At 71.4% G+C, this 26,640-nt stretch carries 23 protein-coding genes; 11 read left to right on the top strand and 12 right to left on the bottom strand.

From position 1 onward, the window contains the following. The 5 genes from ACFY0X_RS26130 to ACFY0X_RS26110 all read left to right on the top strand — a co-directional run bounded on the left by ACFY0X_RS26130 (position 1) and on the right by ACFY0X_RS26110 (position 4,182). Entirely contained in the window at positions 1–780 is a 780-nt protein-coding gene (locus ACFY0X_RS26130; protein WP_387758015.1) for a GntR family transcriptional regulator, read from the top strand. 135 nt (positions 781–915) lie between these two features. Further along, positions 916–1,398 (top strand): ATP-binding protein, encoded by a 483-nt coding sequence (locus ACFY0X_RS26125; protein ID WP_387758014.1) that lies wholly within the window; start codon positions 916–918, stop codon positions 1,396–1,398. 366 nt (positions 1,399–1,764) lie between these two features. After that, on the top strand, positions 1,765–1,899 hold the full coding sequence (locus ACFY0X_RS26120) for a hypothetical protein (RefSeq protein ID WP_387758013.1): 135 nt from the start codon (positions 1,765–1,767) through the stop codon (positions 1,897–1,899). Further along, positions 1,896–3,491 carry a methyltransferase domain-containing protein gene (locus tag ACFY0X_RS26115; protein ID WP_387758011.1) on the top strand — a complete coding sequence of 532 codons (1,596 nt, stop codon included), beginning with the start codon at positions 1,896–1,898 and terminating at the stop codon, positions 3,489–3,491. Before ACFY0X_RS26120 ends, ACFY0X_RS26115 begins: the two co-directional genes overlap by 4 nt. Positions 3,492–3,540: 49 nt before the next feature. Then, complete coding sequence (locus ACFY0X_RS26110; protein WP_387758010.1) at positions 3,541–4,182, top strand: DUF2461 domain-containing protein; 642 nt, start codon at positions 3,541–3,543, stop codon at positions 4,180–4,182. A gap of 51 nt (positions 4,183–4,233) precedes the next feature. On the opposite strand, the gene ACFY0X_RS26105 is transcribed toward ACFY0X_RS26110, so the two are convergent. Then, complete coding sequence (locus tag ACFY0X_RS26105; RefSeq protein ID WP_387758009.1) at positions 4,234–5,181, bottom strand: heme o synthase; 948 nt, start codon at positions 5,179–5,181, stop codon at positions 4,234–4,236. Between the two features lie 463 nt (positions 5,182–5,644). On the opposite strand from ACFY0X_RS26105, the gene tkt reads away from it, so the two are divergent. The 5 genes from tkt (at position 5,645) to pgl (ending at position 12,486) form a co-directional block, all read left to right on the top strand. Then, positions 5,645–7,744 (top strand): transketolase, encoded by a 2,100-nt coding sequence (tkt, locus tag ACFY0X_RS26100; protein WP_387758007.1) that lies wholly within the window; start codon positions 5,645–5,647, stop codon positions 7,742–7,744. Between the two features lie 90 nt (positions 7,745–7,834). After that, positions 7,835–8,977 carry a transaldolase gene (gene tal / locus ACFY0X_RS26095; protein WP_387758006.1) on the top strand — a complete coding sequence of 381 codons (1,143 nt, stop codon included), beginning with the start codon at positions 7,835–7,837 and terminating at the stop codon, positions 8,975–8,977. Between the two features lie 61 nt (positions 8,978–9,038). Then, the gene (gene zwf / locus ACFY0X_RS26090) at positions 9,039–10,595 is read left to right on the top strand and encodes a glucose-6-phosphate dehydrogenase (protein WP_387758004.1); all 1,557 of its coding nucleotides are present in this window, start codon (positions 9,039–9,041) and stop codon (positions 10,593–10,595) included. Continuing rightward, positions 10,592–11,701 carry a glucose-6-phosphate dehydrogenase assembly protein OpcA gene (gene opcA / locus ACFY0X_RS26085; protein WP_387758002.1) on the top strand — a complete coding sequence of 370 codons (1,110 nt, stop codon included), beginning with the start codon at positions 10,592–10,594 and terminating at the stop codon, positions 11,699–11,701. Before zwf ends, opcA begins: the two co-directional genes overlap by 4 nt. Then, positions 11,698–12,486: a 6-phosphogluconolactonase gene (pgl, locus tag ACFY0X_RS26080; RefSeq protein WP_387758000.1), complete on the top strand. Its 789-nt coding sequence runs from the start codon at positions 11,698–11,700 to the stop codon at positions 12,484–12,486. The genes opcA and pgl overlap by 4 nt, the downstream gene beginning before the upstream one ends. Positions 12,487–12,571: 85 nt before the next feature. On the opposite strand, the gene ACFY0X_RS26075 is transcribed toward pgl, so the two are convergent. The 11 genes from ACFY0X_RS26075 to uvrA all read right to left on the bottom strand — a co-directional run bounded on the left by ACFY0X_RS26075 (position 12,572) and on the right by uvrA (position 25,637). Continuing rightward, positions 12,572–12,859 (bottom strand): RNA polymerase-binding protein RbpA, encoded by a 288-nt coding sequence (locus ACFY0X_RS26075; protein ID WP_223245297.1) that lies wholly within the window; start codon positions 12,857–12,859, stop codon positions 12,572–12,574. Between the two features lie 205 nt (positions 12,860–13,064). Beyond that, a complete protein-coding gene (gene secG, locus ACFY0X_RS26070) occupies positions 13,065–13,301 on the bottom strand; it encodes a preprotein translocase subunit SecG (protein WP_380668215.1) in 237 nt (78 codons plus the stop codon). Positions 13,302–13,388: 87 nt separating this feature from the next. Further along, the gene (gene tpiA / locus ACFY0X_RS26065) at positions 13,389–14,174 is read right to left on the bottom strand and encodes a triose-phosphate isomerase (protein WP_387757999.1); all 786 of its coding nucleotides are present in this window, start codon (positions 14,172–14,174) and stop codon (positions 13,389–13,391) included. A gap of 6 nt (positions 14,175–14,180) precedes the next feature. Then, positions 14,181–15,392 (bottom strand): phosphoglycerate kinase, encoded by a 1,212-nt coding sequence (locus ACFY0X_RS26060; protein WP_387757997.1) that lies wholly within the window; start codon positions 15,390–15,392, stop codon positions 14,181–14,183. Between the two features lie 154 nt (positions 15,393–15,546). After that, on the bottom strand, positions 15,547–16,554 hold the full coding sequence (gene gap, locus ACFY0X_RS26055) for a type I glyceraldehyde-3-phosphate dehydrogenase (RefSeq protein ID WP_030238422.1): 1,008 nt from the start codon (positions 16,552–16,554) through the stop codon (positions 15,547–15,549). Between the two features lie 348 nt (positions 16,555–16,902). Continuing rightward, positions 16,903–17,883: a DNA-binding protein WhiA gene (gene whiA, locus ACFY0X_RS26050; protein ID WP_049649611.1), complete on the bottom strand. Its 981-nt coding sequence runs from the start codon at positions 17,881–17,883 to the stop codon at positions 16,903–16,905. Further along, positions 17,874–18,971 carry a uridine diphosphate-N-acetylglucosamine-binding protein YvcK gene (yvcK, locus tag ACFY0X_RS26045; RefSeq protein WP_387758043.1) on the bottom strand — a complete coding sequence of 366 codons (1,098 nt, stop codon included), beginning with the start codon at positions 18,969–18,971 and terminating at the stop codon, positions 17,874–17,876. The genes whiA and yvcK overlap by 10 nt, the downstream gene beginning before the upstream one ends. Positions 18,972–19,034: 63 nt before the next feature. Continuing rightward, positions 19,035–19,919, bottom strand: a complete 885-nt coding sequence (rapZ, locus tag ACFY0X_RS26040; protein ID WP_037830760.1) for an RNase adapter RapZ — start codon at positions 19,917–19,919, stop codon at positions 19,035–19,037. A gap of 118 nt (positions 19,920–20,037) precedes the next feature. Then, on the bottom strand, positions 20,038–22,077 hold the full coding sequence (gene uvrC, locus ACFY0X_RS26035) for an excinuclease ABC subunit UvrC (RefSeq protein WP_387757995.1): 2,040 nt from the start codon (positions 22,075–22,077) through the stop codon (positions 20,038–20,040). Positions 22,078–22,161: 84 nt separating this feature from the next. Next, positions 22,162–22,605 (bottom strand): Rieske (2Fe-2S) protein, encoded by a 444-nt coding sequence (locus ACFY0X_RS26030; RefSeq protein WP_387757993.1) that lies wholly within the window; start codon positions 22,603–22,605, stop codon positions 22,162–22,164. A 122-nt stretch (positions 22,606–22,727) separates the two neighbouring features. Further along, entirely contained in the window at positions 22,728–25,637 is a 2,910-nt protein-coding gene (uvrA, locus tag ACFY0X_RS26025; RefSeq protein WP_387757992.1) for an excinuclease ABC subunit UvrA, read from the bottom strand. A gap of 267 nt (positions 25,638–25,904) precedes the next feature. On the opposite strand from uvrA, the gene ACFY0X_RS26020 reads away from it, so the two are divergent. Next, entirely contained in the window at positions 25,905–26,639 is a 735-nt protein-coding gene (locus ACFY0X_RS26020) for a maleylpyruvate isomerase family mycothiol-dependent enzyme (RefSeq protein WP_387757990.1), read from the top strand. Position 26,640: the final 1 nt, after the last annotated feature.

Raw genomic sequence — 26,640 nt, 5'->3', positions numbered from 1 at the left:
ATGGCGAGTGGTGAGGTGGCCTCGTCGGCCACAGCGAAGTACCTGCAGATCGCGGCTGATCTCGCCGCACAAATCAAGTCGGGCGCTCTCGCTCCCGGCGCCACCGTGCCCAGCGAGGCGGAGCTCATACAGCGGTACGGAGTCGCGTCCGGGACGGTTCGCAAGGCCATCGCCGAACTCCGAACGTCTCAGCTCATCGAGACGCATCACGGTCGAGGATCATTCGTCCGCTCGCGCCCGCCGGTACAGCGGAAGTCTGCGGACCGGTTCCGCCGCGCCCACCGCAAGGCCGGCAAGGCGGCGTACCTTGCAGAGACGGAGACCTCCGGCGGCGTCCCATCCGTGACCGTGCTGTTCGTAGGCCCCACCGCAGCGTCTCCTGAGATCGCGGGTCGCTTGGGTCTTCCCGCCGGCGCCCAGGTGCTGGCCCGCAAGCGCCGGTACTTCCGCGACGGGGTACCCACCGAGGAAGCTACGTCATACCTGCCCTGGGATGTGGTCAAGGACATCCCTGAGGTCTTCGCCGAGAACCCCGGTGGCGGCGGCATCTACGCCCGCCTCGAAGAGCACGGCCACCCCCTCGCCGAGTTCACCGAGTCCGTCCGGGCCAGGCTCGCGACCAAGCCCGAGGCCAAAGCGCTCTCATTGAGCCCTGGTGCGCCGGTGATCCATCTCGTTCGTGAGGCCATCACCACCGATGGACGCGTGGTGGAAGTGTGCGACACCGTCATGGCCGCCGATCAGTTCGTTCTGGACTATCGCTTCCCCGCGGACGACTGACTCACGATCAACTTCCTCAACCCGTGGCGAGATTCCTCTCGCCACGGGTTGACTCATATACAGGAGTCGGGCATTCTTCTCCTCGTCACTCATGTACATGAGTGCATGGAAACATCTCATATAGAGGAGATGGTCGTGTTCGAGGCCGACGTCCTGGACGTTCCCGTGCAGCACGCTTCGATGGAGAGTCGTGCGACTCCTGGCTCCGACCCGACGTCGGTGTTGGCGGCAGCCGACCTGCTGCTGCCCTACCGGTCGGAATCGGTGGCAGCTGCGCGCCGGTTCGTCGGCGCGCAGCTGCAAGAGTGGGGGCTGGAGGACTTGGTGGACGACGCCGTAGTGATCGTCAGCGAGCTGACGACCAACTCCCTCAAGACCGGCTGCCGGACCCGCATGCTCGTCGGTGTCCGCCGTCCGACCGGCCGGACCGTCCGCATCCTCGTCGGTGACGGTTCCCGCTCGATGCCCGTGGTGATCCAGGCCGGACCCGACGCCACGTCGGGCCGGGGTCTGGCGATGGTCCACCGGCTCACCTGCGGCCGTTGGGGCGTCACGCTCCTCCCGTTCGGGAAGGTCGTCCACGCCGACCTCGCGACGCCCCCGCCGATCCCCCGGTGAACTCGCAACCGCCGGAGGACACTTCCGGCCCCGACAACGCACCGCTGCCATCCCCTCCTGATCCCACGCGCGTCTGGGCCGCCTACGGGGTACCCGCCGCTGCCGGATCGCATGTCGTGCTGGCAGCCCTGGTACTGGTCAACCGGTCCCCCTGAAGCCCCCGCCCGCGCCGCCGGCCCGGCGGCGCGGGCGGGATCACCGACCCGTCTCCCGACCTCGAAAGGAGCACCGGCATGTCCGAGCGCGAGCCGAAGCCGCCCAGGCCGCGGCCGCCGAACCCGCCCACGCCCCGGCCGCCGAACCGGTAGGGGCTCGGCACCTCACGACCGCCGCACCACCGACGACGAACCGATCACAGGAGGACCCATGGGCTGGGGAACCGACAAGAGCAGCGGCGGCAAGCACGGGGGCAAGAAGGATCCCGGCACCAGCAAGCCGTCCCCCGACGGGGCACGCCCGGCGCCCGAGCCGAAGCACAAGAAGGACGAAGGCGAGAAGTGACGGACCCTGCGCATCGACCGGAGCCGGCCGCCGTATGCGGCCTGCTCCGAACCGTAGGCGAGGCGCTTGGCGGCCCGGTCCCCCGCGAGTGGAAGCAGGCTATCGAGGCGGTCCCGCGCCATCGCTTCCTGCCGGAGCGGATCTGGTTGGAGGACGACCGGGGCGGCTACGAACCGTGCGACCTCTCGACCGACCAGCGGCGGTGGTTCGAGGCGGCTTACGCGGACGTGCCCATCGTCACCCAGCTCAACGACGGCCAGGCATCGGCCGATCCGGCCGATGCCTGGCCGTCCTCCTCCGCCTCGGCTCCCTCGGTCGTCGTCCGCATGCTCCGCGACCTCGACCTCCGGCCCGGAATGGACGTCCTGGAGATCGGCACCGGCACCGGCTGGAACGCGGCTCTGCTGGCGCACCGCGTGGGCGCCGGACACGTCACCTCGATCGAGATCGACTCCGAGGTCTCCGAGCAGGCGCGGGCCTCCCTGAACGCGGCAGGCGTGGACGTGGAGCTCATCTGCGGGGACGGCTCCGTGGGCCGGCCGCGCCGTCACCCGTACGACCGGATCATCTCCACCTGTTCGGTTCGCCGCGTGCCCTGGGCGTGGATCGAGCAGACCCGGCCCGGCGGCACCATCCTCACCCCCTGGGACAACCCGATGCTCTGCTGGGGGCTGCTCAAGCTCACCGTCGAACGTGATCGCGCGCAGGGGCGCTTCAGCCCGCATTCCGCGTTCATGCTGATGCGCAACCAGCGGCAGGATCTGCGGATCTTCCGCGATGTCGTCCGCGACGAGCACACGCCGGAGGAGTCCGGGACGACGCTGTCACCATGGGAGGTCACCGGCGCCCACTGGGACGCGCGGTTCGCTCTCGGCCTGTGGCTGGGCGATGTCTGGACAGCCTGGGAGGACGACGAAGAACGGCTCTGGGTCGCGACGACGGACGCCCGGTCATGGGCGGCCGTCGAGCGTCGAGCCGAGCAGTTCACCGTCTGGCAGCACGGCCCGCGCCGGCTATGGGACGAGATCGAAACCGCCCACCGCTGGTGGGACGAGCACGACCGCCCGGCACCCGAACGCTTCGGGCTCACCGTCACCGCGGACAGTCAGTGGGCTTGGCTGGACCGTCCATCCCTTCCCGTCCGCACACAGACATGTTGTGACCGCGAAAACAACGGCCCGGCTCCCCCGTACGGGAAGGGAGCCGGGCCGCCGTCGTCGCTGAAGGGGGCCTCAGCCGCCGATCTGGATGCCGGCCATCCGCTTCCACTCGTACTCGCCGGTCTTCACCTTGAGGCCCAGCTCGCCCTCGAAGTCGTCGTGCAGGGTCAGCCCGGCCAGCTCCGCGGCCCGGCGGCCGACGGCGTAGCTGGGGGCCACCTGGTCGCCCCAGGCGCCGTCCGCGCCCACCACGACGATCCGGGTGGCCACGGCGCCGACGTACTCGACGACCGCGTCGGCGCTGCCCCCGTGCTGCCGGGCGAAGCTGGTCAGGTTCTTGGCGATGCGCTTGGCGCGGCGCTCGGTACGGGCGTCCGACGCGGCGGTGGAGGTCTCTGCGCTGCTCATGCCCCGCATGCTACCCACCGGTAGGCGCCCTGGCGACGGGAGCGCCCTGTGCACCGGGCCACATACTGGAGAGGTGACGTTCAGAGGCTGGCCCGACGAGGCGCTCGACTTCTACGAGCAGCTCGAAGCCGACAACTCCAGGACCTTCTGGCAGGCCCACAAGGACCGGTACGAGGACGCCGTACGGGCCCCGATGGAGCGGCTGCTCGCCGAGCTGGAGCCCGAGTTCGGACCGGGCAAGGTCTTCCGCCCGAACCGCGACGTCCGCTTCAGCGCCGACAAGTCCCCGTACAAGACGCACATCGGCGCGCACCTGGAGAGCGGCGGCTACATCCAGCTCTCCGCCGACGGCCTGGCCTGCGGCAACGGGCTGTACCAGCTCGCCCCGGACCAGCTGGAGCGCTACCGGGCCGCCGTCGCCGAGGACGTCACCGGCGCCGAGCTGGAGCGGGTGATCGCCCGGGTGGAGCGGGAGGGCCCGCGGGTGGTCGGCCGGGACTCCCTCAAGTCGGCCCCGCGCGGCTATCCCAAGGACCACCCCCGGATCGCGCTGCTGCGCCACAAGGGCCTGGTGGCCTGGCAGGAGTGGGAGCCCGCGAAGTGGCTGGGCACCCGCGCCGCCTACACCCGGATCACCGGCTTCCTGCACGCCTCCCAGCCGCTGCGGGACTGGCTGGACGACCACGTCGGCCCCTCCGGGCTGCCCGCCCGCTGAAACGGGAAGAGCCCCGGTCCGCACGGACCGGGGCTCTTCTCCTGCAAGGACCTACTTCACGAACGGGTCGATCGCGCAGACCACCATCAGCAGCGACAGGTAGGTGATCGACCAGTGGAACAGCCGCATCTCCTTGAGCTTCGCACCCACGATCCCGGCCTTGGCCCGCCCGTACAGCGCGTGCGCCTCGCGCAGCCACGCCCCGCCCAGCAGCACCGCGGCGACCGGGTACAGCCAGCTCATGTGCCCCAGCGGCCAGAGCGCCAGCGAGACCGCCACCATCACCCAGGAGTAGGCGACGACCTGCTTGCCGACCGCCACGTTGCCCTTGACGACCGGCAGCATCGGCACGCCGGCCCGCTCGTAGTCGTCGCGGACCTTCATCGACAGCACCCAGGTGTGCGGCGGCGTCCAGAAGAACACCACCAGGAACAGCACCACCGCGGCCCAGGACACCGAGTCGGTCACCGAGGACCAGCCGACCAGCACCGGCATGCAGCCCGCGATGCCGCCCCAGACGATGTTCTGCGAGGTGCGCCGCTTGAGCCCCAGCGTGTAGACGAACACGTAGAACAGCAGCGCGCCCAGCGCCAGCCAGGCGGACAGCCAGTTGACCCCGTAGCCCAGCAGGAGGGTCGAGACGACCGCCAGCACGACGCCGAAGACCAGCGCCTCGCGCGGCGACACCATCCCGGTGACGATCGGCCGCCGCTCGGTGCGCGACATCACCGCGTCGATGTCCCGGTCGATGTACATGTTGAGGGCGTTGGCGCCGCCCGCCGAGAGGTAGCCGCCGACGACGACCTTCAGCACCAGCAGCATGTTCGGCACGCCCTGCTGAGCCAGGAACATCACCGGCACGGTGCTCATCAGCAGCAGCTCGATGATGCGCGGCTTGGTCAGTGCGACGAACGCGCCGACACGGGCCCCGAAGGGCCGGTGCGCAGGAGTCGCCCCGGTGACCCCGGCGGGACGGGTTTCGACGGCGGTCACTAACACCCCAACTGAAGATGAATCCTCGCAGGCGTCCACAGGAACGAAGGGTCCCGAATCGTCCGCTCTGCGCGTACCACGACACCATAGACGCTCCATATATCGCATCCGGCTCCGGGGTCCCCCGGCGAGGCGGAACGCACACCCCCGGGTGAACCGCCCGGCCGGGGCCTCCGGGAGCCTCCGGCGGCACGCTCTACCCCGTCCTGACCACCGGAGCGGCGCGGGGCGGAGAATCGGGAGAGCCTGGGACAAATCAACGCGGACCGTCCCAGTGGGAATCTGCATGCGGAATTGCCGGTTGTCCCAGCACGGAGGGTGAGCCACGGCCCGGACGGTAGGCTCGCACGCAGAAGCGGGATCTACCCTCCGTGACCGGCACCACCCAGCGTCGGGACCACAGCGCCGTGGCCGACCCGGTCCCCATTCACGGGGTCACTCTTCAATACGGAAGGAGCCCTGAGACAGGGTGAGCACTGCGCCGACGAACGCATTCGAGTGGACCGATCTGGACGAGCGCACGGTTGACACCGCGCGCGTCCTGGCCATGGACGCCGTCCAGAAGGTCGGAAACGGCCACCCCGGGACGGCCATGTCGCTGGCCCCGGCCGCGTACCTGATCTTCCAGCGGTTCCTGCGCCACGACCCGACCGACCCGTCCTGGGTCGGGCGCGACCGCTTCGTCCTCTCCCCCGGGCACACCAGCCTGACCCTCTACACCCAGCTCTACCTCTCCGGCTACGGCCTGGAGCTGGACGACCTCAAGGCCTTCCGCGTCGCCGGCAGCCGCACCCCCGGTCACCCCGAGCACGGCCACACCGCCGGCGTGGAGACCACCACCGGTCCGCTCGGCCAGGGCATCGCCAACGCGGTCGGCATGGCGATGGCCGCCCGCTACGAGCGCGGCCTGTTCGACCCGGACGCCCCGGCCGGCGAGTCGCCCTTCGACCACACCGTCTGGGCCATCGTCTCCGACGGCGACCTGGAGGAGGGCATCTCCGCCGAGGCCTCGTCGCTGGCCGGCCACCAGAAGCTGGGCAACCTGGTCGCCCTCTACGACGACAACCACATCTCGATCGAGGGCGACACCGAGACCGCCTTCTCCGAGGACGTCCTCAAGCGCTACGAGGCGTACGGCTGGCACGTCCAGCGGGTCGTCCCGAAGTCCAACGGCGACATCGACGTGGCCGCCCTCGCCGAGGCGCTGGCCGCGGCCAAGGCCGAGACCTCCCGCCCGTCCATGATCGCGATGCGCACCATCATCGCCTGGCCGGCCCCGGACGCCCAGAACACCGCCAAGGCGCACGGCTCCGCGCTCGGCGCCGCCGAGATCGCCGCCACCAAGAAGGTCCTGGGCTTCGACCCGGAGAAGACCTTCGAGGTCAGCGACCAGGTCATCGAGCACGCCCGCCTGGTCATCAAGCGCGGCAAGGCCGCCCGCGACCAGTGGCAGCAGGGCTTCGACGCCTGGCGCGCCGCCAACCCGCACCGCGCCGCCGAGTTCGACCGCATCCAGGCCGGCGAGCTGCCCGAGGGCTGGAAGAAGGCCGTCCCGTCCTTCCCGGCCGGCAAGGACGTCGCCACCCGCAAGGCCTCCGGCGACACCCTCAAGGCGATCGGCGCGGTGATCCCGGAGCTGTGGGGCGGCTCGGCCGACCTCGCCGAGTCCAACCTCACCACCATCGACGAGGACAGCTCCTTCCTCCCCGACGGCAACCCGCTGAAGTCGGCCGGCCCGTACGGCCGGACGATCCACTTCGGCATCCGCGAGCACGCCATGGGCTCGACCATGAACGGCATCGCCCTGCACGGCAGGACCCGCGTCTACGGCGGCACCTTCCTGGTCTTCGCCGACTACATGCGCCCGGCCGTCCGCCTGGCCGCGCTGATGAAGCTGCCGGTCACCTACGTCTGGACGCACGACTCGATCGGCCTCGGCGAGGACGGCCCGACCCACCAGCCGGTCGAGCACCTGGCCTCGCTGCGCGCCATCCCGGGCCTGGCCATGGTCCGCCCGGCCGACGCCAACGAGACCGCCGTCGCCTGGCGCACCATCGTCGAGCGCCACACCAGCCACCCCGGCCCGGTCGGCCTGGCCCTGACCCGCCAGGGCGTCCCGACCTTCGACCGCGAGGTCTTCGGCTCCGCCGAGGGCACCGCGAAGGGCGGCTACGTCCTGGCCGAGGCCTCCACCGGCGACCCGCAGGTGATCCTGCTCGGCACCGGCTCCGAGGTCCAGCTGGCCGTCAAGGCCCGCGAGGTGCTGGAGGCCGAGGGCATCGCCACCCGCGTGGTGTCGCTGCCGTCCTTCGAGTGGTTCCAGGAGCAGGACCAGGCCTACCGCGACAGCGTGCTGCCGCCGTCGGTCAAGGCCCGGGTGTCGGTCGAGGCCGGCATCGCCCAGGGCTGGCGCGAGCTGGTCGGCGACCACGGCCGGATCGTCTCGCTGGAGCACTTCGGCGCCTCCGCCGACTACAAGGTGCTCTTCGAGGAGTTCGGCATCACCGCCGAGCGCGTGGTGGCCGAGGCCCACAACGCCCTGCGCTCCCTCGAAGCCGTCAGCCGCTAGCGGCACAGCGGCCGCGTGTCCGCCCGCACGCGGGCACGCGGCCCCCTCCGACCACCCCACGAAGCACGAAGAACAAGGGACTGAAGCACCATGACTGACGCACTGAAGCGCCTCAGCGACGAAGGCGTTGCGATCTGGCTGGACGACCTCAGCCGCAAGCGGCTGAACTCCGGCAACCTGGCCGAACTGGTGCAGAACAAGCACGTGGTGGGCGTGACCACCAACCCGACCATCTTCCAGAAGGCGATCGCCGGCGCCGGCGACGACTCCTACGACGGGCAGCTGCGCGACCTCGCCGTGCGCAAGGTCACCACGGAGGAGGCGATCCGCATGATCACCACCTCCGACGTGCGCGACGCGGCCGACGTGCTGCGCCCGGTCTACGACGCCTCCAACGGCCGCGACGGCCGCGTCTCCATCGAGGTCGACCCGCGCCTGGCGCACGAGACCGCCACCACCGTGGCCGAGGCCAAGCAGCTGTGGTGGCTGGTCGACCGCCCGAACGTCTTCATCAAGATCCCCGCCACCATGGGCGGACTGCCCGCGATCAGCGAGGTCATCGGCCGGGGCATCAGCGTCAACGTCACGCTGATCTTCTCGCTGGAGCGCTACAAGGCCGTCATCGACGCCTACCTGACCGGCCTGGAGACCGCCAAGGCCAAGGGCCTGGACCTCTCCCAGATCGAGTCGGTCGCCTCCTTCTTCGTCTCCCGCGTGGACACCGAGATCGACAAGCGCCTCGACAAGATCGGCGGCGACGCCAGGAACCTGCGCTCCAAGGCCGCGCTGGCCAACGCCCGCCTCGCCTACCAGGCGTACGAGGAGGTCTTCGGCAGCGTCGACGGCAAGACCGCCGGCAGCGCCCGCTGGCTCGCCCTGGAGGCCGCCGGCGCCAAGCCGCAGCGCCCGCTGTGGGCCTCGACCGGCGTCAAGGACCCGGCCCTGCCGGACACCCTGTACGTCACCGAGCTGGTCGCCCCCGGCACCGTCAACACCATGCCCGAGGCCACCCTCGACGCCACCGGCGACCACGGCGTCGTCACCGGCAACACCATCGTCCCGAACTACGCCGACGCCAAGGCCGTGCTGGACGCGATCGCCGCCGCCGGCGTGGACTACGACGACGTCGTCCAGGTCCTGGAGGACGAGGGCGTCGAGAAGTTCGAGCAGTCCTGGAACGAGCTGCTCGACACCGTCACCGCCTCGCTGGCCTCCTTCGCCGCCGAGAAGTGACCCCTGCTCACAGCCAGCGCACGAAAGCGGAGCCCATCAAGTGAGCACTGATTTCCCTGAGTTGACTTCGGAATCGGACGCGGACGACCTCCCGCCCTCCCCCGTCAACCCGCTTCGTGACCCCTCGGACCGACGGCTCCCGCGCATCGCGGGGCCGTCCGGTCTGGTCATCTTCGGGGTCACCGGCGACCTGTCCCGCAAGAAGCTGATGCCGGCCATCTACGACCTGGCCAACCGCGGTCTGCTTCCGCCGGGCTTCTCCCTCGTCGGCTTCGCCCGCCGCGAGTGGGACGACGAGGACTTCGCCAAGGAGGTCCACGACGCCGTCCGGGACCACGCCCGCACCCCGTTCCGGGAGGAGGTCTGGCAGCAGCTCGCCAAGGGCATGCGCTTCGTCCACGGGACCTTCGACGACGACGAGGCCTTCGACAAGCTGCGCGAGACCATCGAGGACCTGGACAAGGCCCAGGGCACCGGCGGCAACTTCGCCTTCTACCTGTCCGTGCCGCCGAAGTTCTTCCCGACCGTCGTCCAGCAGCTCAAGAAGCACGGCCTGGCCGACCCTCCGCAGGGCTCCTGGCGCCGCGCGGTCATCGAGAAGCCCTTCGGGCACGACCTGGAGAGCGCGCAGGAGCTCAACAAGGTCGTCCACGAGGTCTTCCCCCGGGACGAGGTCTTCCGGATCGACCACTACCTGGGCAAGGAGACGGTCCAGAACATCCTGGCGCTGCGCTTCGCCAACCAGATGTTCGAGCCGATCTGGAACCGGTCGTACGTCGACCACGTGCAGATCACCATGGCCGAGGACATCGGCATCGGCGGCCGGGCCGGCTACTACGACGGCATCGGCTCCGCCCGTGACGTGATCCAGAACCACCTGCTCCAGCTGATGGCGCTCACCGCCATCGAGGAGCCGGCGTCCTTCCACCCCAAGGCGCTGGTGGCCGAGAAGCTCAAGGTGCTCAGCGCCGTCAAGCTCCCGGCCGACCTCGGCCGGCACACCGTGCGCGGCCAGTACGCCTCCGGCTGGCAGGGCGGCGAGGAGGTCGTCGGCTACCTGGACGAGGACGGGATCGACCCGGAGTCCAAGACCGACACCTACGCGGCCATCAAGCTGGAGATCAACAACCGCCGCTGGGCGGGCGTCCCGTTCTACCTGCGCACCGGCAAGCGCCTGGGCCGCCGGGTCACCGAGATCGCGGTCGTCTTCCAGCGGGCCCCGTACCTGCCGTTCGACTCCTACGCGACCGAGGAGCTGGGGCAGAACGCCCTGGTCATCCGGGTCCAGCCGGACGAGGGCGTGACGGTGCGGTTCGGCTCCAAGGTGCCGGGCACCTCCTTCGAGGTCCGGGACGTCACGATGGACTTCGCCTACGGCGAGTCCTTCACCGAGTCCAGCCCGGAGGCGTACGAGCGGCTCATCCTCGACGTGCTGCTCGGCGACGCCAACCTGTTCCCGCGCCACCAGGAGGTCGAGCTCTCCTGGCAGATCCTCGACCCGATCGAGAAGTACTGGGACGCCCACGGCAAGCCCGCCCAGTACGCGGCGGGGACCTGGGGCCCCGTCGAGGCGGACGAGATGCTCGCACGAGACGGCAGGAGCTGGCGCCGGCCATGAAGATCGACCTCACCAACACGACGTCCAGCAAGATCAACGCCGCGCTGATGGAGGCGCGCCGGGCCCGCGGTTCCGGCGCCGCCGGCATGGTGCTCACCCTGGTGATCGTGACCGACGAGGGCAGCGCCTACGACGCCCTCAAGGCCGCCAACGACGCCTCCCGCGAGCACCCGATGCGCACCCTCGCGGTGATCAAGCGCGCCGGGCGCTCGCCCCGGGCCCGCGCCGAGACCCGGCTGGACGCCGAGATCCTGGTCGGCTCGGACGCCGGCTCCGGCGAGACGGTCGTCCTGCGGATGCACGGCGAACTCGCCGCGCACGCCCAGTCGGTGGTCCTGCCGCTGCTGCTGCCGGACGCCCCGACCGTCGTCTGGTGGCCGGACAACGCGCCGCTGCACCCGGCGCAGGACCCGCTGGGCTCGATCGCCCAGCGCCGGATCACCGACGCCGTCACCGCCGAGTCCCCGGTCGGCCAGCTCGCCCAGCGCGCCCAGAGCTACACCCCGGGCGACACCGACCTGGCCTGGACGCGGATCACCGGCTGGCGCTCGATGCTGGCCGCCGCGCTGGACCAGCGGCCGTCCACCATCGTCTCCGCGGTGGTCGAGGGCGAGTCCTACAACCCCAGCGTCGAGCTGCTCGGCCTGTGGCTGAACAACCGGCTGCGCGTGCCGGTCGAACGGGTCGTCACCAACGGCCCGGGCATCACCGCGGTGCACCTGCGCACCAAGGACGGGGACATCACCCTGGACCGCCCGGACGGCCTGCTGGGCACGCTCTCCATGCCCGGCTCGCCGGACCGTCAGGTGGCGCTCAAGCGGCGCGAGACCTCGGAGCTGATCGCCGAGGAGCTGCGCCGGCTGGACCCGGACGACATCTACGCGACGGCCGTGCGCACGCCCGTCGACCGGCTGGACGAGCCGGCCAACGCGGAGACCGAGGCGGCCGAGAAGGTCGCCCGGGAGGTCTCCGAGGAGGCCGAGGACGCCGTCGAGCGGGCCGCCGAGGCCGCCGTGGCCAACCCGGACCGGGTCACCGTCGAGGCGACGGACAAGAAGCCCGCCCGGAAGGCCGCCGGCAAGCGCGGCAGCAAGGAAGGCGCATGACCAACGCGACCCCGCAGCTGGTCGTCCACCGGGACAAGGAGCTGATGGCCCAGGCGGCCGCGGCCCGGCTGATCACCCGGATCGTGGACGCCCAGGCCGCCCGCGGCAGCGCCTCGGTGGTGCTCACCGGCGGTCGCAACGGCAACGCCCTGCTGGCCGCGATCGCCGCCTCCCCGGCGCGCGACGCGGTCGACTGGGCCCGGCTGGACCTCTGGTGGGGCGACGAGCGCTTCCTGCCCGCCGCCGACCCGGACCGCAACGCCGTCCAGGCCCGCGCCGAGCTGCTGGACGCCGTCCCGCTCGACCCGGCGCGGGTGCACGAGATGCCCGCCTCGGACGGGGTGGACGGCTCGGACGTGGAGGCCGCCGCCGCCCGCTACGCCGAGGACCTGGCGAAGGCGGCCGGCCCGGCCGACCGGCTCGGCGTCCCGGCCTTCGACGTGCTGCTGCTCGGCGTCGGCCCGGACACCCACGTCGCCTCGCTCTTCCCCGAGCACCCGGGCGTGCGGGAGACCGAGCTGACCGTGATCGGCGTGCGCGGGGCCCCCAAGCCCCCGCCGACCCGGATCTCGCTCACCCTCCCGGCGATCCGCACCGCCCGCGAGGTCTGGCTGCTGGCCGCCGGCGAGGACAAGGCGGGCGCGGTCGCGCTGGCCCTGTCCGGCCCCGGCGAGCTCCAGGCGCCCGCCTCCGGCGCGTACGGCCGCAGCCGCACCCTGTGGCTGCTGGACCGCGCCGCCGCGGAGCGGATCCCGCCGCAGCTCTACCCGCCGGCCTCGGCCTGACCGGTACCGGCAACGCCGAAGGGCGCCACCGTCGTCGGACGGTGGCGCCCTTCGTGCTGTCGTGCCCGGACCGTTCGGCAGGTGCTCAGATCTCGCCGCGGAGCTTCGCCAGCGCCTCGGCCAGGATCGCCTCGCCGTCGGCGTCGGTGCGCCGCTCGCGGACGTAGGCGAGGTGGGTCTTGTACGGCTCGTTGCGCGAGGGCGCCGGCGGGTTGTGCTGGTCCTGACCGGCCGGGAAGCCGCAGCGCGGGCAGTCCCACGTCTCCGGGATCGCCGCTTCGGCCGCGAAGCTGGGACGGGTCTCGTGCTTGTTCGCGCACCAGAAGGAGATCCGGTTGCGCGGGGCGGACTCGCCGCGTTCCGCCTCGCCCATCGGGCCGGCCCCGACCCTGCTGCCACGGATGGCATTGCCACTTGCCACGGTCTGACTCCCTGCGTACTGGTGCGCCGACCCGCCGCGGTGCGCGTCGGTGGCGAAAGTCGTCCTAGTGTAAGCAGGTGTTAAGCATCCGCCACCATCGCCTCCGCACCCGACCGCTCCAGGATAGGCGCTCGGGCTACGGGGCGTCAGGAATACGTCAGACCGAGGACTTCATCAGCAGGCCAAGCACGATGATGGACGCGAACCATCCCACGCCCACGACGATGGTGATGCGGTCCAGGTTGCGCTCGGCCACCGCCGAGCCGCCGCCGGTGGACATCGCGCCACCGCCGAACATGTCCGACAGGCCGCCGCCCTTCCCCTTGTGCAGCAGCACCAGCAGGATCATCAGCAGACTGAAGATGATCAGGGCAATCGAGAACCCGAGAACCACGACGGGACCAACTCTCTCGTATCTTCGGCGAAGGGGCCGGGCCGCGTACGGCGGTCCGGCCCCAAAGCCTACGTTGCTGCGGCGGCGTTAGCCTACTGCCTGCTCACGGTAGCGCACGATCTTGACGAACTCGTCGGCGTCCAGCGAGGCACCGCCGACCAGGCCGCCGTCGATGTCGGGCTTGGCCATCAGGCCGGCCGCGCTCGACGACTTCACCGAGCCGCCGTACAGCACCCGGACCTTGCCGGCCAGCTCGGCGTCGTACAGCTCGGCGATCCGCCCGCGGATGGCGGCGCAGACCTCCTGCGCGTCCTCCGGGGTGGCCACCTCGCCGGTGCCGATCGCCCAGACCGGCTCGTAGGCGACCACGATCGACTCGGCCTGGTCGGCCGGGACGTCGGCCAGGGCGCCGTCCAGCTGGGCCAGGGTGTACTCGACGTGGGTACCGGCCTTGCGGATCTCCAGCGGCTCGCCGACGCACAGGATCGGGGTGACCCCGGCGCGGTAGGCGGCCTTCACCTTGGCGTTGACGATCTCCTCGTTCTCGCCGTGGTACTGGCGGCGCTCGGAGTGCCCGATCACCGCGTAGGTGCACTGGAGCTTGGCCAGCATCGGCCCGGAGACCTCACCGGTGTAGGCCCCGCCGTCGTGCTGCGAGATGTCCTGCGCGCCGTACTTGATCTTCAGCTTGTCGCCGAAGACCAGGGTCTGCACCGAGCGCAGGTCGGTGAACGGCACCAGGACGGCGACCTCGACGGCCTCGTAGTCCTTGTCGGCCAGCGCGAAGGCCAGCTTCTGGGTGTGCTGGATGGCCTCGAGGTGGTTGAGGTTCATCTTCCAGTTGCCCGCCATCAGCGGGAGACGGTCGGTCATGTGTTTTCAGTCCTCCAGAGCGGCGAGGCCGGGGAGGGTCTTGCCCTCCAGGTACTCCAGGCTGGCACCGCCGCCGGTCGAGATGTGCCCGAACTTCGTCTCGTCGAAGCCCAGGATGCGGACGGCCGCGGCGGAGTCGCCGCCGCCGACCACGGTGAACGCGTCGCTGTCGATCAGGGCCTGCGCGACGGCCTTGGTGCCGTCCGCGTAGTCCGGGTGCTCGAAGACGCCCATCGGGCCGTTCCAGAACACCGTGCCCGCGTCGGCCAGCTTGGCCGCGTACAGCTCGCGGGTCTCGGGGCCGATGTCCAGGCCCTCCTGGTCGGCCGGGATGGCGTCCGAGGCGACGGTCGAGGGGTTCGCCGGGGCCTTGGTCTTGAGGTCCGGGAAGTCGGCGGAGACCAGGACGTCCTTCGGCAGCACGAACTCGACGCCGCGCTGCTCGGCCTCGGCCAGGTAGCCGAGGACGGTCGGGATCTGGTCCTCCTGCAGCAGCGAGATGCCGACCTCGTGGCCCTTGGCCTTGAGGAAGGTGTACGCCATGCCGCCGCCGATCAGGATCCGGTCGGCCTTCTTCAGCAGGTTGTCGATCACACCGAGCTTGTCGGAGACCTTGGCGCCGCCGAGCACCACCACGTACGGACGGGCGACGTCCTCGGTGAGCTTCTTCAGCACGCCGACCTCGGTGGCGATCAGGTCGCCGGCGGCGTGCGGCAGCAGGGCCGGCAGGTCGTAGACCGAGGCGTGCCTGCGGTGCACGGCGCCGAAGCCGTCGCCCACGTACAGGTCCGCGAGCGCGGCCAGCTGCTCGGCGAAGGCCTTGCGCTCGGCGTCGTCCTTGCTGGTCTCGCCGGCGTTGAAGCGCAGGTTCTCCAGCAGCGCGACCTCGCCGTCGCCCAGCGCGGCCACGACGGCCTCGGCGCTGTCACCGACGGTGTCGGTGGCGAAGGCGACGTCCTTGCCGAGGATCTCGCCGAGGCGCTCGGCGGCCGGGGCGAGCGAGAACTGCGGGTCCGGCGCGCCCTTGGGGCGGCCGAGGTGCGAGGCGACGACGACCTTCGCACCGGCCGCGGCCAGCTTGGCGATGGTCGGCGCGACGGCGCGGATCCGGCCGTCGTCGGTGATCGTGTCGCCGTCCAGCGGCACGTTCAGGTCGGCGCGCACGAAGACGCGCTTGCCTTCGACACCGGCTTCGATGAGCTCTTCGATGGTCTTCACGGGGATTCGGTTTCTCCTGGGGAGATGGTTGATGCGCAGTGAGGCGGCACGGCGCAGGGGCCGCCTGAGAAGTCCTTGAGCGCGGAACGAGGGCCCGGTCGGCACCGTACGCCGTCCGGGCCCTCGCCCCTACATCACGTCAGCTCCCGCAAGGTCAGAGCTGCCCGCCGACGAGGGTGACCAGGTCGACGACGCGGTTCGAGTAGCCCCACTCGTTGTCGTACCAGCCGAGCACCTTGACCTGGTTGCCCTGCACCATGGTGAGCTGCGAGTCGAAGATGCAGGAGGCCGGGTCGTTCACGATGTCGGAGGAGACGATCGGGTCCTCGGTGTAGGCCAGGATGCCCTTGAGCGGGCCCTCCTGCGCGGCCTTCTGGAAGGCCGCGTTGACCTCGTCCTTGGTGACCTCGCGCTCCAGGGTGACGACCAGGTCCGTGATGGAACCGGTCGGGACCGGGACGCGCAGCGAGGTGCCGTCCAGCTTGCCCTTCAGCTCCGGCAGGACCAGGGCGGTCGCCTTGGCGGCACCGGTCGAGGTCGGGATGATGTTCTGCGAGGCCGCACGAGCACGGCGCAGGTCCTTGTGCGGGAAGTCCAGGGTGACCTGGTCGTTGGTGAACGCGTGGACGGTGGTCATCAGACCCTTGACGATGCCGAAGCTCTCGTTCAGCACCTTCGCCATCGGCGCCACGCAGTTGGTGGTGCAGGAGGCGTTGGAGATGACGTGGTGGTTGGCGGCGTCGTACTTCTCGTCGTTGACACCCAGGACGATGGTGACGTCCTCGTCGGTGGCGGGCGCCGAGATGATGACCTTCTTCGCGCCGGCGGCGAGGTGCTTCTTCGCGGCCTCGGCCTTGGTGAAGATGCCGGTGGACTCGACGACGATGTCGGCGCCCAGGGCGGCCCACGGGAGGTTCGCGGGGTCACGCTCGGCGGTCACCTTGAAGGTGTGGCCGTCGACGGTGATGCTGTCCTCGGTGTGCGAGACCTCGCCCGGGAAGGTACCCAGGGTGGTGTCGTACTTGAGCAGGTGAGCCAGGGTCTTCGTGTCGGTGAGGTCGTTGACACCGACGACCTCGATGTCCGCGCCCTGAGCCTTGACCGCGCGGAAGAAGTTGCGGCCGATGCGGCCGAAGCCGTTGATGCCTACCCGGATCGTCACGAACCGATCTCCTCGTTAGGTACGCCGGGGCAGGGCCCCGACGGGGGTGAGATTTGGGAAGTCCCCGACCGCCTATGACCCTACCCCTCCCGGGCCTGGGACGGCACATCGCGCCGCCTGCTGAGACTGGGCGTGGCGCGGCCGAAACCCGATTTCAGGCCGACCGGCCCTGAGCCGCCGGGCAGTTGGTCCCGGACCAGTGGTCTCTACCAATTCGGGAGTACCGGCGGGCTCGGAAGCCCGTTCGGGAGCCGTTCCGCGGGACCCTCCGGGAGCCGTCCGGGAACGCCGACGGCCGGCGCCCCGGGAGCGGGACGCCGGCCGTGGTCTCGTCACGGAGCGTGAACGTCAGTTCATCGCCATCTCGTCGGTGAGGCTGGCCTCGGTGCTCGGCAGGCCGAGCTCGGAGGCGCGCTTGTCGGCCATCGCCAGCAGCCGGCGGATCCGGCCGGCCACCGCGTCCTTGGTCAGCGGCGGGTCGGCGAGCGCGCCCAGCTCCTCCAGCGAGGCCTGCTTGTGCTGCATCCGCAGCTGGCCGGCCGCGGCCAGGTGCTCGGGCACCTCGTCGCCGAGGATCTCCAGCGCGCGGGCCACCCGGGCGCCGGCCGCCACCGCGGCGCGGGCCGAGCGGCGCAGGTTGGCGTCGTCGAAGTTGGCCAGCCGGTTGGCGGTGGCGCGCACCTCGCGCCGCATCCGGCGCTCCTCCCAGGCGAGCACCGACTCGTGCGCGCCGAGCCGGGTCAGCAGGGCGCCGATCGCGTCGCCGTCCCGGATCACCACCCGGTCCACGCCGCGCACCTCGCGGGCCTTGGCCGGGATGCCGAGCCGGCGGGCGGCGCCGACCAGGGCGAGGGCGGCCTCGGAGCCGGGGCAGGTGATCTCCAGCGAGGAGGAGCGGCCCGGCTCGGTGAGCGAGCCGTGTGCCAGGAAGGCCCCGCGCCAGGCCGCCTCGGCGTCGCAGGTGGCGCCGGAGACGACCGCCGGGGGCAGGCCCCGGATCGGACGGCCGCGGCCGTCGACCAGCCCGGTCTGGCGGGCGAGCAGCTCGCCGTCCTTGACCACCCGGACCACGAAGCGGCTGCCGCGGCGCAGCCCGCCGGGGGCCATCACCACCAGGTCCGAGGAATGCCCGAAGATCTCCAGCAGGTCCTTGCGCAGCCGCCGCGCCGCCGCGCCGGTGTCCAGCTCCGCCTCGATCACGATGCGGCCGCTCACGATGTGCAGCCCGCCCGCGAACCGCAGGATCGCCGACACCTCCGCCTTGCGACAGCAGGCCCGGGTGACCGGGAGCCGGCTGATCTCGTCCTTCACCGCTGGAGTCATCGCCATGGCCCGATCCTTCCATGTGTCCGGAAAATCCGGTCGTACGCTGCCGCCAACAGCTCGGGGTCGTGTCGCGGCGTCCCGTCGGTGCGGGCCACCGAGCCGAGCACCAGAGCGGCGCCCATCCGTTCGGCGGCCTTCTCCAGGCCGTCCAGGTCGGCCTGGCCGAAGGCCCCGCCGGTGACGGCGCGCTCGTCCACCAGGATCGCATCCACCGCGAGGCCGGGGGCGTGGTCGGCGATGACCTCCAGATGGCGCTGCGGGGTGAAGCCCTCGGTCTCCCCGGGCTGGGGGGCCAGGTTCAGGGTGAGCAGGCGGCGGGCGCGGGTCTCGGTGAGCGCGGCGGCGAGCTCGGGCACCAGCAGGTGCGGCAGCACGCTGGTGAACCAGGAGCCGGGGCCGAGCACCACCCAGTCCGCCTCCCGGACGGCGGTGACCGCCTCCGGGACGGCGGGCGGCTCGTCCGGCAGCAGCCGGATCGACTGCACGGTGCCCGGCGTCACCGCGACGTCGGCCTGGCCGCGGACGGCCGTGACCTCGCCGGGGCGGGCCGGGTCGTGGCCGCGGACGGTCGCCTCGATGTCCAGCGGCACCGCCGACATCGGCAGCACCCGGCCCTGCACGTTGAGCAGCCGGCCGACCCAGTCCAGCGCCGCCACCGGGTCGCCCAGCTTCTCCCAGAGCGCGACGATCAGCAGGTTGCCGACCGCGTGGCCGCCGAGCTCGCCGTTGCCGGTGAAGCGCTGCTGGATCACCTCGGACCAGGTGCGGCCCCAGTCGTCGTCCCCGCACAGCGCGGCCAGCGCCTTGCGCAGGTCGCCCGGGGGCAGCACGCCCAGCTCCTCGCGCAGCCGCCCGCTGGAGCCGCCATCGTCGGCGACCGTCACCACGGCGGTGACGTCGCTGGTGAGCCGGCGCAGCGCGGACAGCGAGGCGGACAGGCCCTGTCCGCCGCCGAGCGCGGTGATCCGGGGAGCCGGATTGGCGCGGGAGGGACTGCTGCGCGGGCGGCCCGGCGCCGTGGGCCGGGCCGGGCTCCCGGCCCGGTCACCGGTCCTGCTCTGCGGCTGCCGCCCGGGCACGTATCCCGCCACACTCACCTCGCGTTCCTCGGCCCGCCGACCACTCCGCCGGCGGGCCCGGCAGGGAGGCGGCGGTTACTCCCGTCCCATGTCACGGTGAACGAGCACCGTCTCGACTCCGTCGGCGATGAGACGCTTGGTCAGACGCTCGGACATGGCGACGCTGCGGTGCTTGCCACCGGTGCAGCCTACGGCAAGCGTCATGTAGCGCTTCCCCTCGCGGCGGTACCCCTCGGTCACGATCCGGAGTAGCTCGGCGTAACCGTCCAGGAACTCGTTGGCTCCGGGCTGCTGGAAGACGTAGTCGGCGACGTCCGCGTCGGTGCCGGTGCGGGCCCGCAGTTCGGGCACCCAGTGCGGGTTGGGCAGGAAGCGGCAGTCCACCACGAGGTCGGCGTCGACCGGCAGGCCGTACTTGAAGCCGAAGGACATCACGGTGGCGCGCAGCTCGGGCTCGTCGTGGTCGGCGAACTGGGCGTCCAGCTTGGCGCGCAGCTGGTGCACGTTGAGGTTGGAGGTGTCGATCACCAGGTCGGCCTCGCCGCGCAGGTCGCGCAGCAGGTCGCGCTCCTGGGCGATGCCGTCCACGATCCGGCCGTCGGCCTGCAGCGGGTGCGGGCGGCGGACGCTCTCGAAGCGGCGCACCAGCGCCTCGTCGGAGGAGTCCAGGAAGACGACCCGGAGCCGGACGCCGCGCTTCTCCAGCTCGTCGAGCGAGGTGAGCAGGTCGTCGAAGAACTGCCGGCCGCGGACGTCCACGACCACGCCGATCCGGGCGACGTTGCCCTGGGAGCGGGCGCCCAGGTCGACCATGGTCGGGATCAGGGCCGGCGGCAGGTTGTCCACCACGAACCAGCCGAGGTCCTCCAGGCACTTGGCGGCGGTGGAGCGGCCGGCTCCGGACATGCCGGAGATGATCACCAGCTCCGGCGCGTTCTCGGCCACGTCTGACACGGTCACTTCGGTTCCCCGCTCTCGGTCTTTCTGCTGGGGAGAACGCGCACGGCTCGGCCGCCCTTCCCCGGCCCGGGCAGGCGGGCGGGGCCGGGGCGCACCGGCTGACGGGCGGCGTCGGCCGTCATGGCGTCTCCTGGGATGGTGCGGTCTGGGGTGCTGCTGCCATCGGCTCGGTGGTCTCGACGACCCCGTCCTCGATGATCTCGCCGGTCGCGGTGTTGACCGCGGGTGCGGCGGGTGTACGGGACGACAACGCCTCCGCAACAGTCTGCGCGGTGCGGCGTCCGATGCCGGGTACCTCGCAGAGCTCGTCCACGGTGGCGGCCCGGAGCTTCTTCAGCGAGCCGAAGTGCTTGAGCAGCGCCCGGCGGCGAGTCTCGCCGAGGCCCGGGACGGAGTCCAGTTCCCCGGCGGTGAGTCGCTTGGAACGCTTGTTGCGCTGATAGCTGATCGCGAACCGGTGCGCCTCGTCGCGGACCCGCTGGAGCAGGTAGAGGCCCTCGCTGGAGCGCGGCAGCACCACCGGGTCGTCCTCGCCGGGCAGCCAGACCTCCTCCAGGCGCTTGGCCAGGCCGCACAGCGCGACGTCGTCGATGCCGAGCTCGTCCAGGGCGCGCCTGGCGGCGGCGACCTGCGGCTGGCCGCCGTCGACGACCAGCAGTTGGGGCGGGTAGGCGAAGCGCTTGGGGCGGCCGTCCTCGCCCCGGGCGCCGCCGTCGCCGGTGTCGGCGTCGTCCTCCTCGGGGACGGCCCACTCGCCGGTCTGCTCGCGTTCCTGGAGGTAGCGGCGGAAGCGCCGGCTGATCACCTCGTGCATCGAGCGGACGTCGTCCTGGCCCTCGAAGCCCTTGATCTGGAAGCGCCGGTACTCGCTCTTGCGGGCCAGGCCGTCCTCGAAGACGACCATGGAGGCGACCACGTCCTCGCCCTGGAGGTGGGAGATGTCGAAGCACTCGATGCGCAGCGGGACGGAGTCCAGCTGCAGCGCGTCGGCGATCTCCTGGAGGGCGCGGCTGCGGGTGGTGAGGTCGGAGGCGCGCTTGGTCTTGTGCAGCGCGAGCGCCTGCTGGGCGTTGCGCTGCACGGTGGCCATCAGGTCCTTCTTGTCGCCGCGCTGGGGGATGCGCAGGTCGACCTGGCTGCCGCGCAGGCCGCCCAGCCACTCGCGGACCGGCTCCACCGGCTCGGGCAGGGCCGGGACGAGCACCTCGCGCGGGACGGACTCGCCGCCGCCGTAGAGCTGCTGGAGGGCGTGCTCGACCAGGCCGGCGGTGTCGACGTCCTCGACCTTGTCGGTGACCCAGCCGCGCTGGCCGCGGACCCGGCCGCCGCGGACGTGGAAGATCTGCACGGCGGCTTCGAGTTCGTCCTCGGCGAGGGCCAGCAGGTCGGCGTCGGTGGCGTCGGCGAGCACGATGGCGTTCTTCTCCATCGCGCGCTTGAGGGCGCCGATGTCGTCGCGCAGCCGGGCCGCCTTCTCGTACTCCAGCTCGGCGGCGGCCTCCTGCATCTCGGCCTCCAGCCGGCGCAGGTAGTTGCCGGTGCGCCCGGCCATGAAGTCGCAGAAGTCCTCGGCCAGCGCCCGGTGTTCGTCCGCGGAGACCTTGCCGACGCAGGGCGCGGCGCACTTGCCGATGTAGCCGAGCAGGCAGGGCCGGCCGACCTGGCGGGCGCGCTTGAAGACGCCGTTGGAGCAGGTGCGGACGGGGAAGACGCGCAGCAGCAGGTCGACCGTCTCGCGGATCGCCCAGGCGTGCCCGTACGGTCCGAAGTAGCGCACGCCCTTCCGGTGCGCCCCGCGCATCACCTGGACCCGCGGGTACTCCTCGTTGAGGGTGACGGCGAGTTCCGGATAGCTCTTGTCGTCGCGGTACTTGACGTTGAACCGCGGGTCGAACTCCTTGATCCAGGAGTACTCCAGCTGGAGCGCCTCGACCTCGGTGCCGACCACGGTCCACTCCACCGAGGCCGCGGTGGTGACCATGGTCGCGGTGCGCGGGTGCAGCCCGGCCAGGTCCTGGAAGTAGGACGACAGCCGCGGCCGCAGGCTCTTGGCCTTGCCGACGTAGATGACCCGGCCGTGGGCGTCGCGGAACCGGTAGACGCCGGGGGAGGTCGGGATCGCACCGGGCGCGGGGCGGTAGGTGCTCGGGTCAGCCATGGGACCACCGTACCGAGTGGGGGCGGGGCCGCGGGGCGGAGATCGTCAGGGGGGACCGTGGCGGTCGGGAGGCGGTCAACTGGCTCAGCTCGGGGTCACCTTGAGGTTGCCGCCCTCGACCGTGACGGTGTACGCGGGCAGCGGGGTCGGGGCCGGACCGTCCTGCACGGCGCCGTCCGCGATGGCGAACCGGCTGCCGTGGCAGGGGCACTGGATCTGGGCGTTCTTCACCTGGTCCACGACGCAGCCGGCGTGGGTGCACTTGGCGCTGAACGCCTTGTACTGGCCGGCGGTGGGCTGGGTCACCACGATCTTCTGCTCGCGGTAGACCTTGCCGCCGCCCTCGGGAACCGCCGAGGCCGGGCCGAGGTCGACCGGGCCCTTGGGGGCGCCGGCGCCGGAGGAGGAAGAGGAGGACGAGCCGCAGCCGGCGACCGCGACGGTGCCGCCGGCCGCCAGGACGGCCGCGGCCCCGCAGAGCAGGGTGCGACGGGAGGCGGTGGGGCTGGTCTCGGGGGCCTCGGACATCGGTGCGCTCCTACGGTTGCTGCGGCTGCGAGGGACCACGGAAGTCTATGCCGCACCACGCCGCCGCTCCCGGGCCACCCGGACGGTACGGGTGGCGGGAGCGGCGGGGCGGTCGGACGGGACTACTTCTTGACGGCGGCCGCGCGCTTGCGCGGCGCCTTCTTCGCCGGGGTGGCCGGGGCGTCCGCGAAGCCGACCGGCAGGATGTCCCGCAGGAACTTGCCGGTGTGGCTCTCCGCGACGGCGGCGATCTGCTCCGGGGTGCCCTCGGCGACCACCGTGCCACCGCCGGAGCCGCCTTCGGGGCCCATGTCGACGACCCAGTCGGCGGTCTTGATCACGTCGAGGTTGTGCTCGATGACGATCACCGTGTTGCCCTTGTCCACCAGCCCGCTGAGCACCTTGATCAGCTTGCTGATGTCCTCGAAGTGCAGGCCGGTGGTGGGCTCGTCCAGCACGTAGACCGTCCGCCCGGTGGAGCGCTTCTGGAGCTCCGAGGCGAGCTTGACGCGCTGCGCCTCGCCGCCGGACAGGGTGGGCGCGGACTGGCCGAGCCGGACGTAGCCGAGGCCGACGTCGTTGAGCGTCCGCAGGTGGCGGGCGATCGCCGGGACGGCCTCGAAGAAGTCCAGCGCCTCCTCGATCGGCATGTCCAGCACCTCGGCGATGGACCTGCCCTTGTAGTGGACCTCCAGCGTCTCCCGGTTGTACCGGGCGCCGTGGCAGACCTCGCACGGCACGTAGACGTCCGGAAGGAAGTTCATCTCGATCTTGATGGTGCCGTCGCCGGAGCAGTTCTCGCAGCGGCCGCCCTTGACGTTGAAGGAGAACCGGCCGGGCAGGTAGCCGCGGACCTTGGCTTCCTGCGTCTCCGCGAAGAGCCGGCGGACGTGGTCGAACACCCCGGTGTAGGTGGCCGGGTTGGAGCGCGGGGTGCGGCCGATCGGCGACTGGTCGACGTGCACCACCTTGTCCACCTGGTCGGTGCCGGTGATCCGGGTGTGCCGGCCGGGCACGCTGCGGGCGCCGTTCAGCTCCCGGGCGAGGTGGGTGTACAGGATGTCGTTGACCAGCGTCGACTTCCCGGAGCCGGAGACGCCGGTGATCGCGGTGAAGGTGCCGAGCGGGAAGCCGACCGTGACGTCCTTGAGGTTGTGCTCGCGGGCGCCGTGGACGGTCAGCTGGCGCTTCTTGTCCCGCTCGCGGCGGGCGTCCGGGATCGGGATGAAGCGCTTGCCGGAGAGGTACTGGCCGGTCAGCGACTCCTTGTTGGAGAGCAGCTGCTTCAGCGAGCCGGAGTGCACCACCTTGCCGCCGTGCTCGCCGGCGCCCGGGCCGATGTCGACCACCCAGTCCGCGGTCTTGATGGTGTCCTCGTCGTGCTCGACGACGATCAGGGTGTTGCCGATGTCGCGCAGCCGCACCAGCGTCTCGATCAGCCGGTGGTTGTCCCGCTGGTGCAGGCCGATGGACGGCTCGTCCAGCACGTACAGCACGCCGACCAGGCCGGAGCCGATCTGGGTGGCCAGCCGGATGCGCTGGGCCTCGCCGCCGGACAGGGTGCCGGCCGCGCGGTCGAGCGAGAGGTAGTCCAGGCCGACGTCGACCAGGAAGCGCAGGCGCTCGTTGACCTCCTTGAGGACCCGCTCGGCGATCTGCTTGTCCCGGGCGTTGAGCTTCATCGCGCCGAGGAACTCGGAGCAGTCGCTGATCGACATCGAGGAGACCTCGGCGATCGACCTGCCCTCGACGGTGACCGCGAGCACCACCGGCTTGAGCCGGGTGCCCTGGCACGTCGGGCAGGGCACCTCGCGCATGTAGCCCTCGAAGCGCTCGCGGCTGCTGTCGCTCTCCGCCTCGGTGTGCCGGCGCTGGATGAACGGGATCGCGCCCTCGAAGCCGGTGCTGTACGAGCGCTCCCGGCCGAAGCGGTTGCGGTAGCGGACCTCCACCTGGTGCTTGTGCCCGTACAGCAGCGCCTTCCGGGCGCGGGCGGGCAGCCCGGCCCAGGGGATGTCGGTGCGGAAGCCGAGCTCCCCGGCCAGCGCGTCGATCAGGCGCTGGAAGTACTCCTTGGCGTGCCCGGCCGACCACGGGTGGATCGCGCCCTCGTCCAGCGAGCGCTCGACGTCCGGGACGACCAGCTCCGGGTCGACCTCCATCCGGTTGCCCAGGCCCGAGCAGTCCGGGCAGGCGCCGAACGGCGAGTTGAAGGAGAACGAGCGCGGCTCCAGCTCCTCGAACGACACGTCGTCGTACGGGCAGTAGAGGTGCTCGGAGTACATCCGCTCGCGCTCCGGGTCGTCCTCGGGGAGGTCGACGAAGTCGAGCACGACCATGCCGCCGGACAGCCGCAGGGCCGTCTCCACCGAGTCGGTGAGCCGCCGCTTGGCGCTGTCCTTGACGGTGAGGCGGTCGATCACCACCTCGACGGTGTGCTTCTCCTGCTTCTTGAGCTTCGGCGGCTCGGCGAGCTGGACCGTCGCGCCGTCGACGCGGGCGCGGGAGTAGCCCTTGGACTGGAGGTCGGCGAAGAGGTCGACGAACTCGCCCTTGCGCTCGCGCACCACCGGGCTCAGCACCTGGAAACGGGTGCCCTCGGCGAGCTCCAGCACCTTGTCCACGATCGCCTGCGGCGACTGCTTGGCGATCGGGCGGCCGCAGTGCGGACAGTGCGGCTTGCCGATCCGGGCGAACAGCAGGCGCAGGTAGTCGTAGACCTCGGTGATGGTGCCGACGGTCGAACGGGGGTTGCGGTTGGTGGACTTCTGGTCGATCGAGACGGCCGGGGAGAGGCCCTCGATGAAGTCCACGTCGGGCTTGTCCATCTGCCCGAGGAACTGACGGGCGTAGGAGGACAGCGACTCGACGTAGCGGCGCTGGCCCTCGGCGAAGATCGTGTCGAAGGCGAGCGAGGACTTGCCGGAGCCGGAGAGGCCCGTGAAGACGATGAGGGAGTCGCGGGGCAGGTCGAGCGAGACGTTCTTGAGGTTGTGCTCACGAGCACCGCGGACGATGAGGCGGTCGGCCACTGCTTCTGGCGCCTTTCTCCGGGGCAAGACGGCTTGCGATGAGAGTCGGTACTTCTTCCAGCATGCGGCAGCCAGCCTATAGCTCAGACGTTCGAATATCGACTCTGTCCAGCGGAGACCACCCGAACGAGTGAGGACGACCCCTGGACCGTCCGTATCCGGACCGAAAAAGGCCCTGCTCAGCGGCCGGATTCGGCGGTAGCGTCGCCTGGTCAACGAGCGAGGCCCCCACGGGCAACGCGCCGTCCCGCACAGAAGGCAGATTCGATGACCGACTCGCACTCCGCCGCCGCGCTGGCCGCCGGACGACTGGACCTGGTCGAGGCAAGCACCCGGCGCATGCTGGACACCGTCTCCGCGCTGAAGCCGGAGGCCGTCGCCGAGCCCTCCGCGCTCCCCGGCTGGACCCGCGGCCACGTGCTGGCCCACCTCGCCCGCAACGCCGACTCGCTGGTCAACCTGCTGACCGGCGTCCGCACCGGCACCGACATCCCGCAGTACGCCAGCGAGCAGGCCCGCGACCAGGGCATCGAGGACGGCGCCGGCCGCCCGCTGGACGTCCAGCTCGCCGACCTGCGGGAATCCCACGAGGCCTTCGCGGCGGCCGCCGCGCTGCTGCGCGACGAGGACTGGGCCGCCGAGGTGCGCCACCGCTCCGGCGCCGTCTTCCCGGCCGCGGACCTCGTCTGGAAGCGCCTCGCCGAGATCGAGTACCACGTCGTCGACCTCGGCGCCGACTACACCTTCGCCGAGTGGCCCGAGCCGTTCGCCGTGGCCGAGTTCGACCGCCTCGCCGACAAGCTGCACGGCACCGACCTGCCCGCCGTCCGGCTGGTCGCCGAGGACACCGGGCACCGCGGCCAGATCGGCACCGGCGAGCCCGCCCTGACCGTCGAGGGCCCGGTCCGCGCCCTGACCGCCTGGCTCTCCGGCCGCTCCGCCGGGGACGGCCTGCGCCGCACCCCCGACACCGCCCTGCCCCAGCTTCCCCCGCTGGGCTGAC

Origin of the sequence: Kitasatospora sp. NPDC001547 (assembly GCF_042894165.1) — a bacterium.
Lineage (GTDB): Bacteria > Actinomycetota > Actinomycetes > Streptomycetales > Streptomycetaceae > Kitasatospora.
The sequence above is the reverse complement of the archived record's forward strand: the minus strand, read 5'-3'. Positions and strand labels throughout refer to the sequence as shown.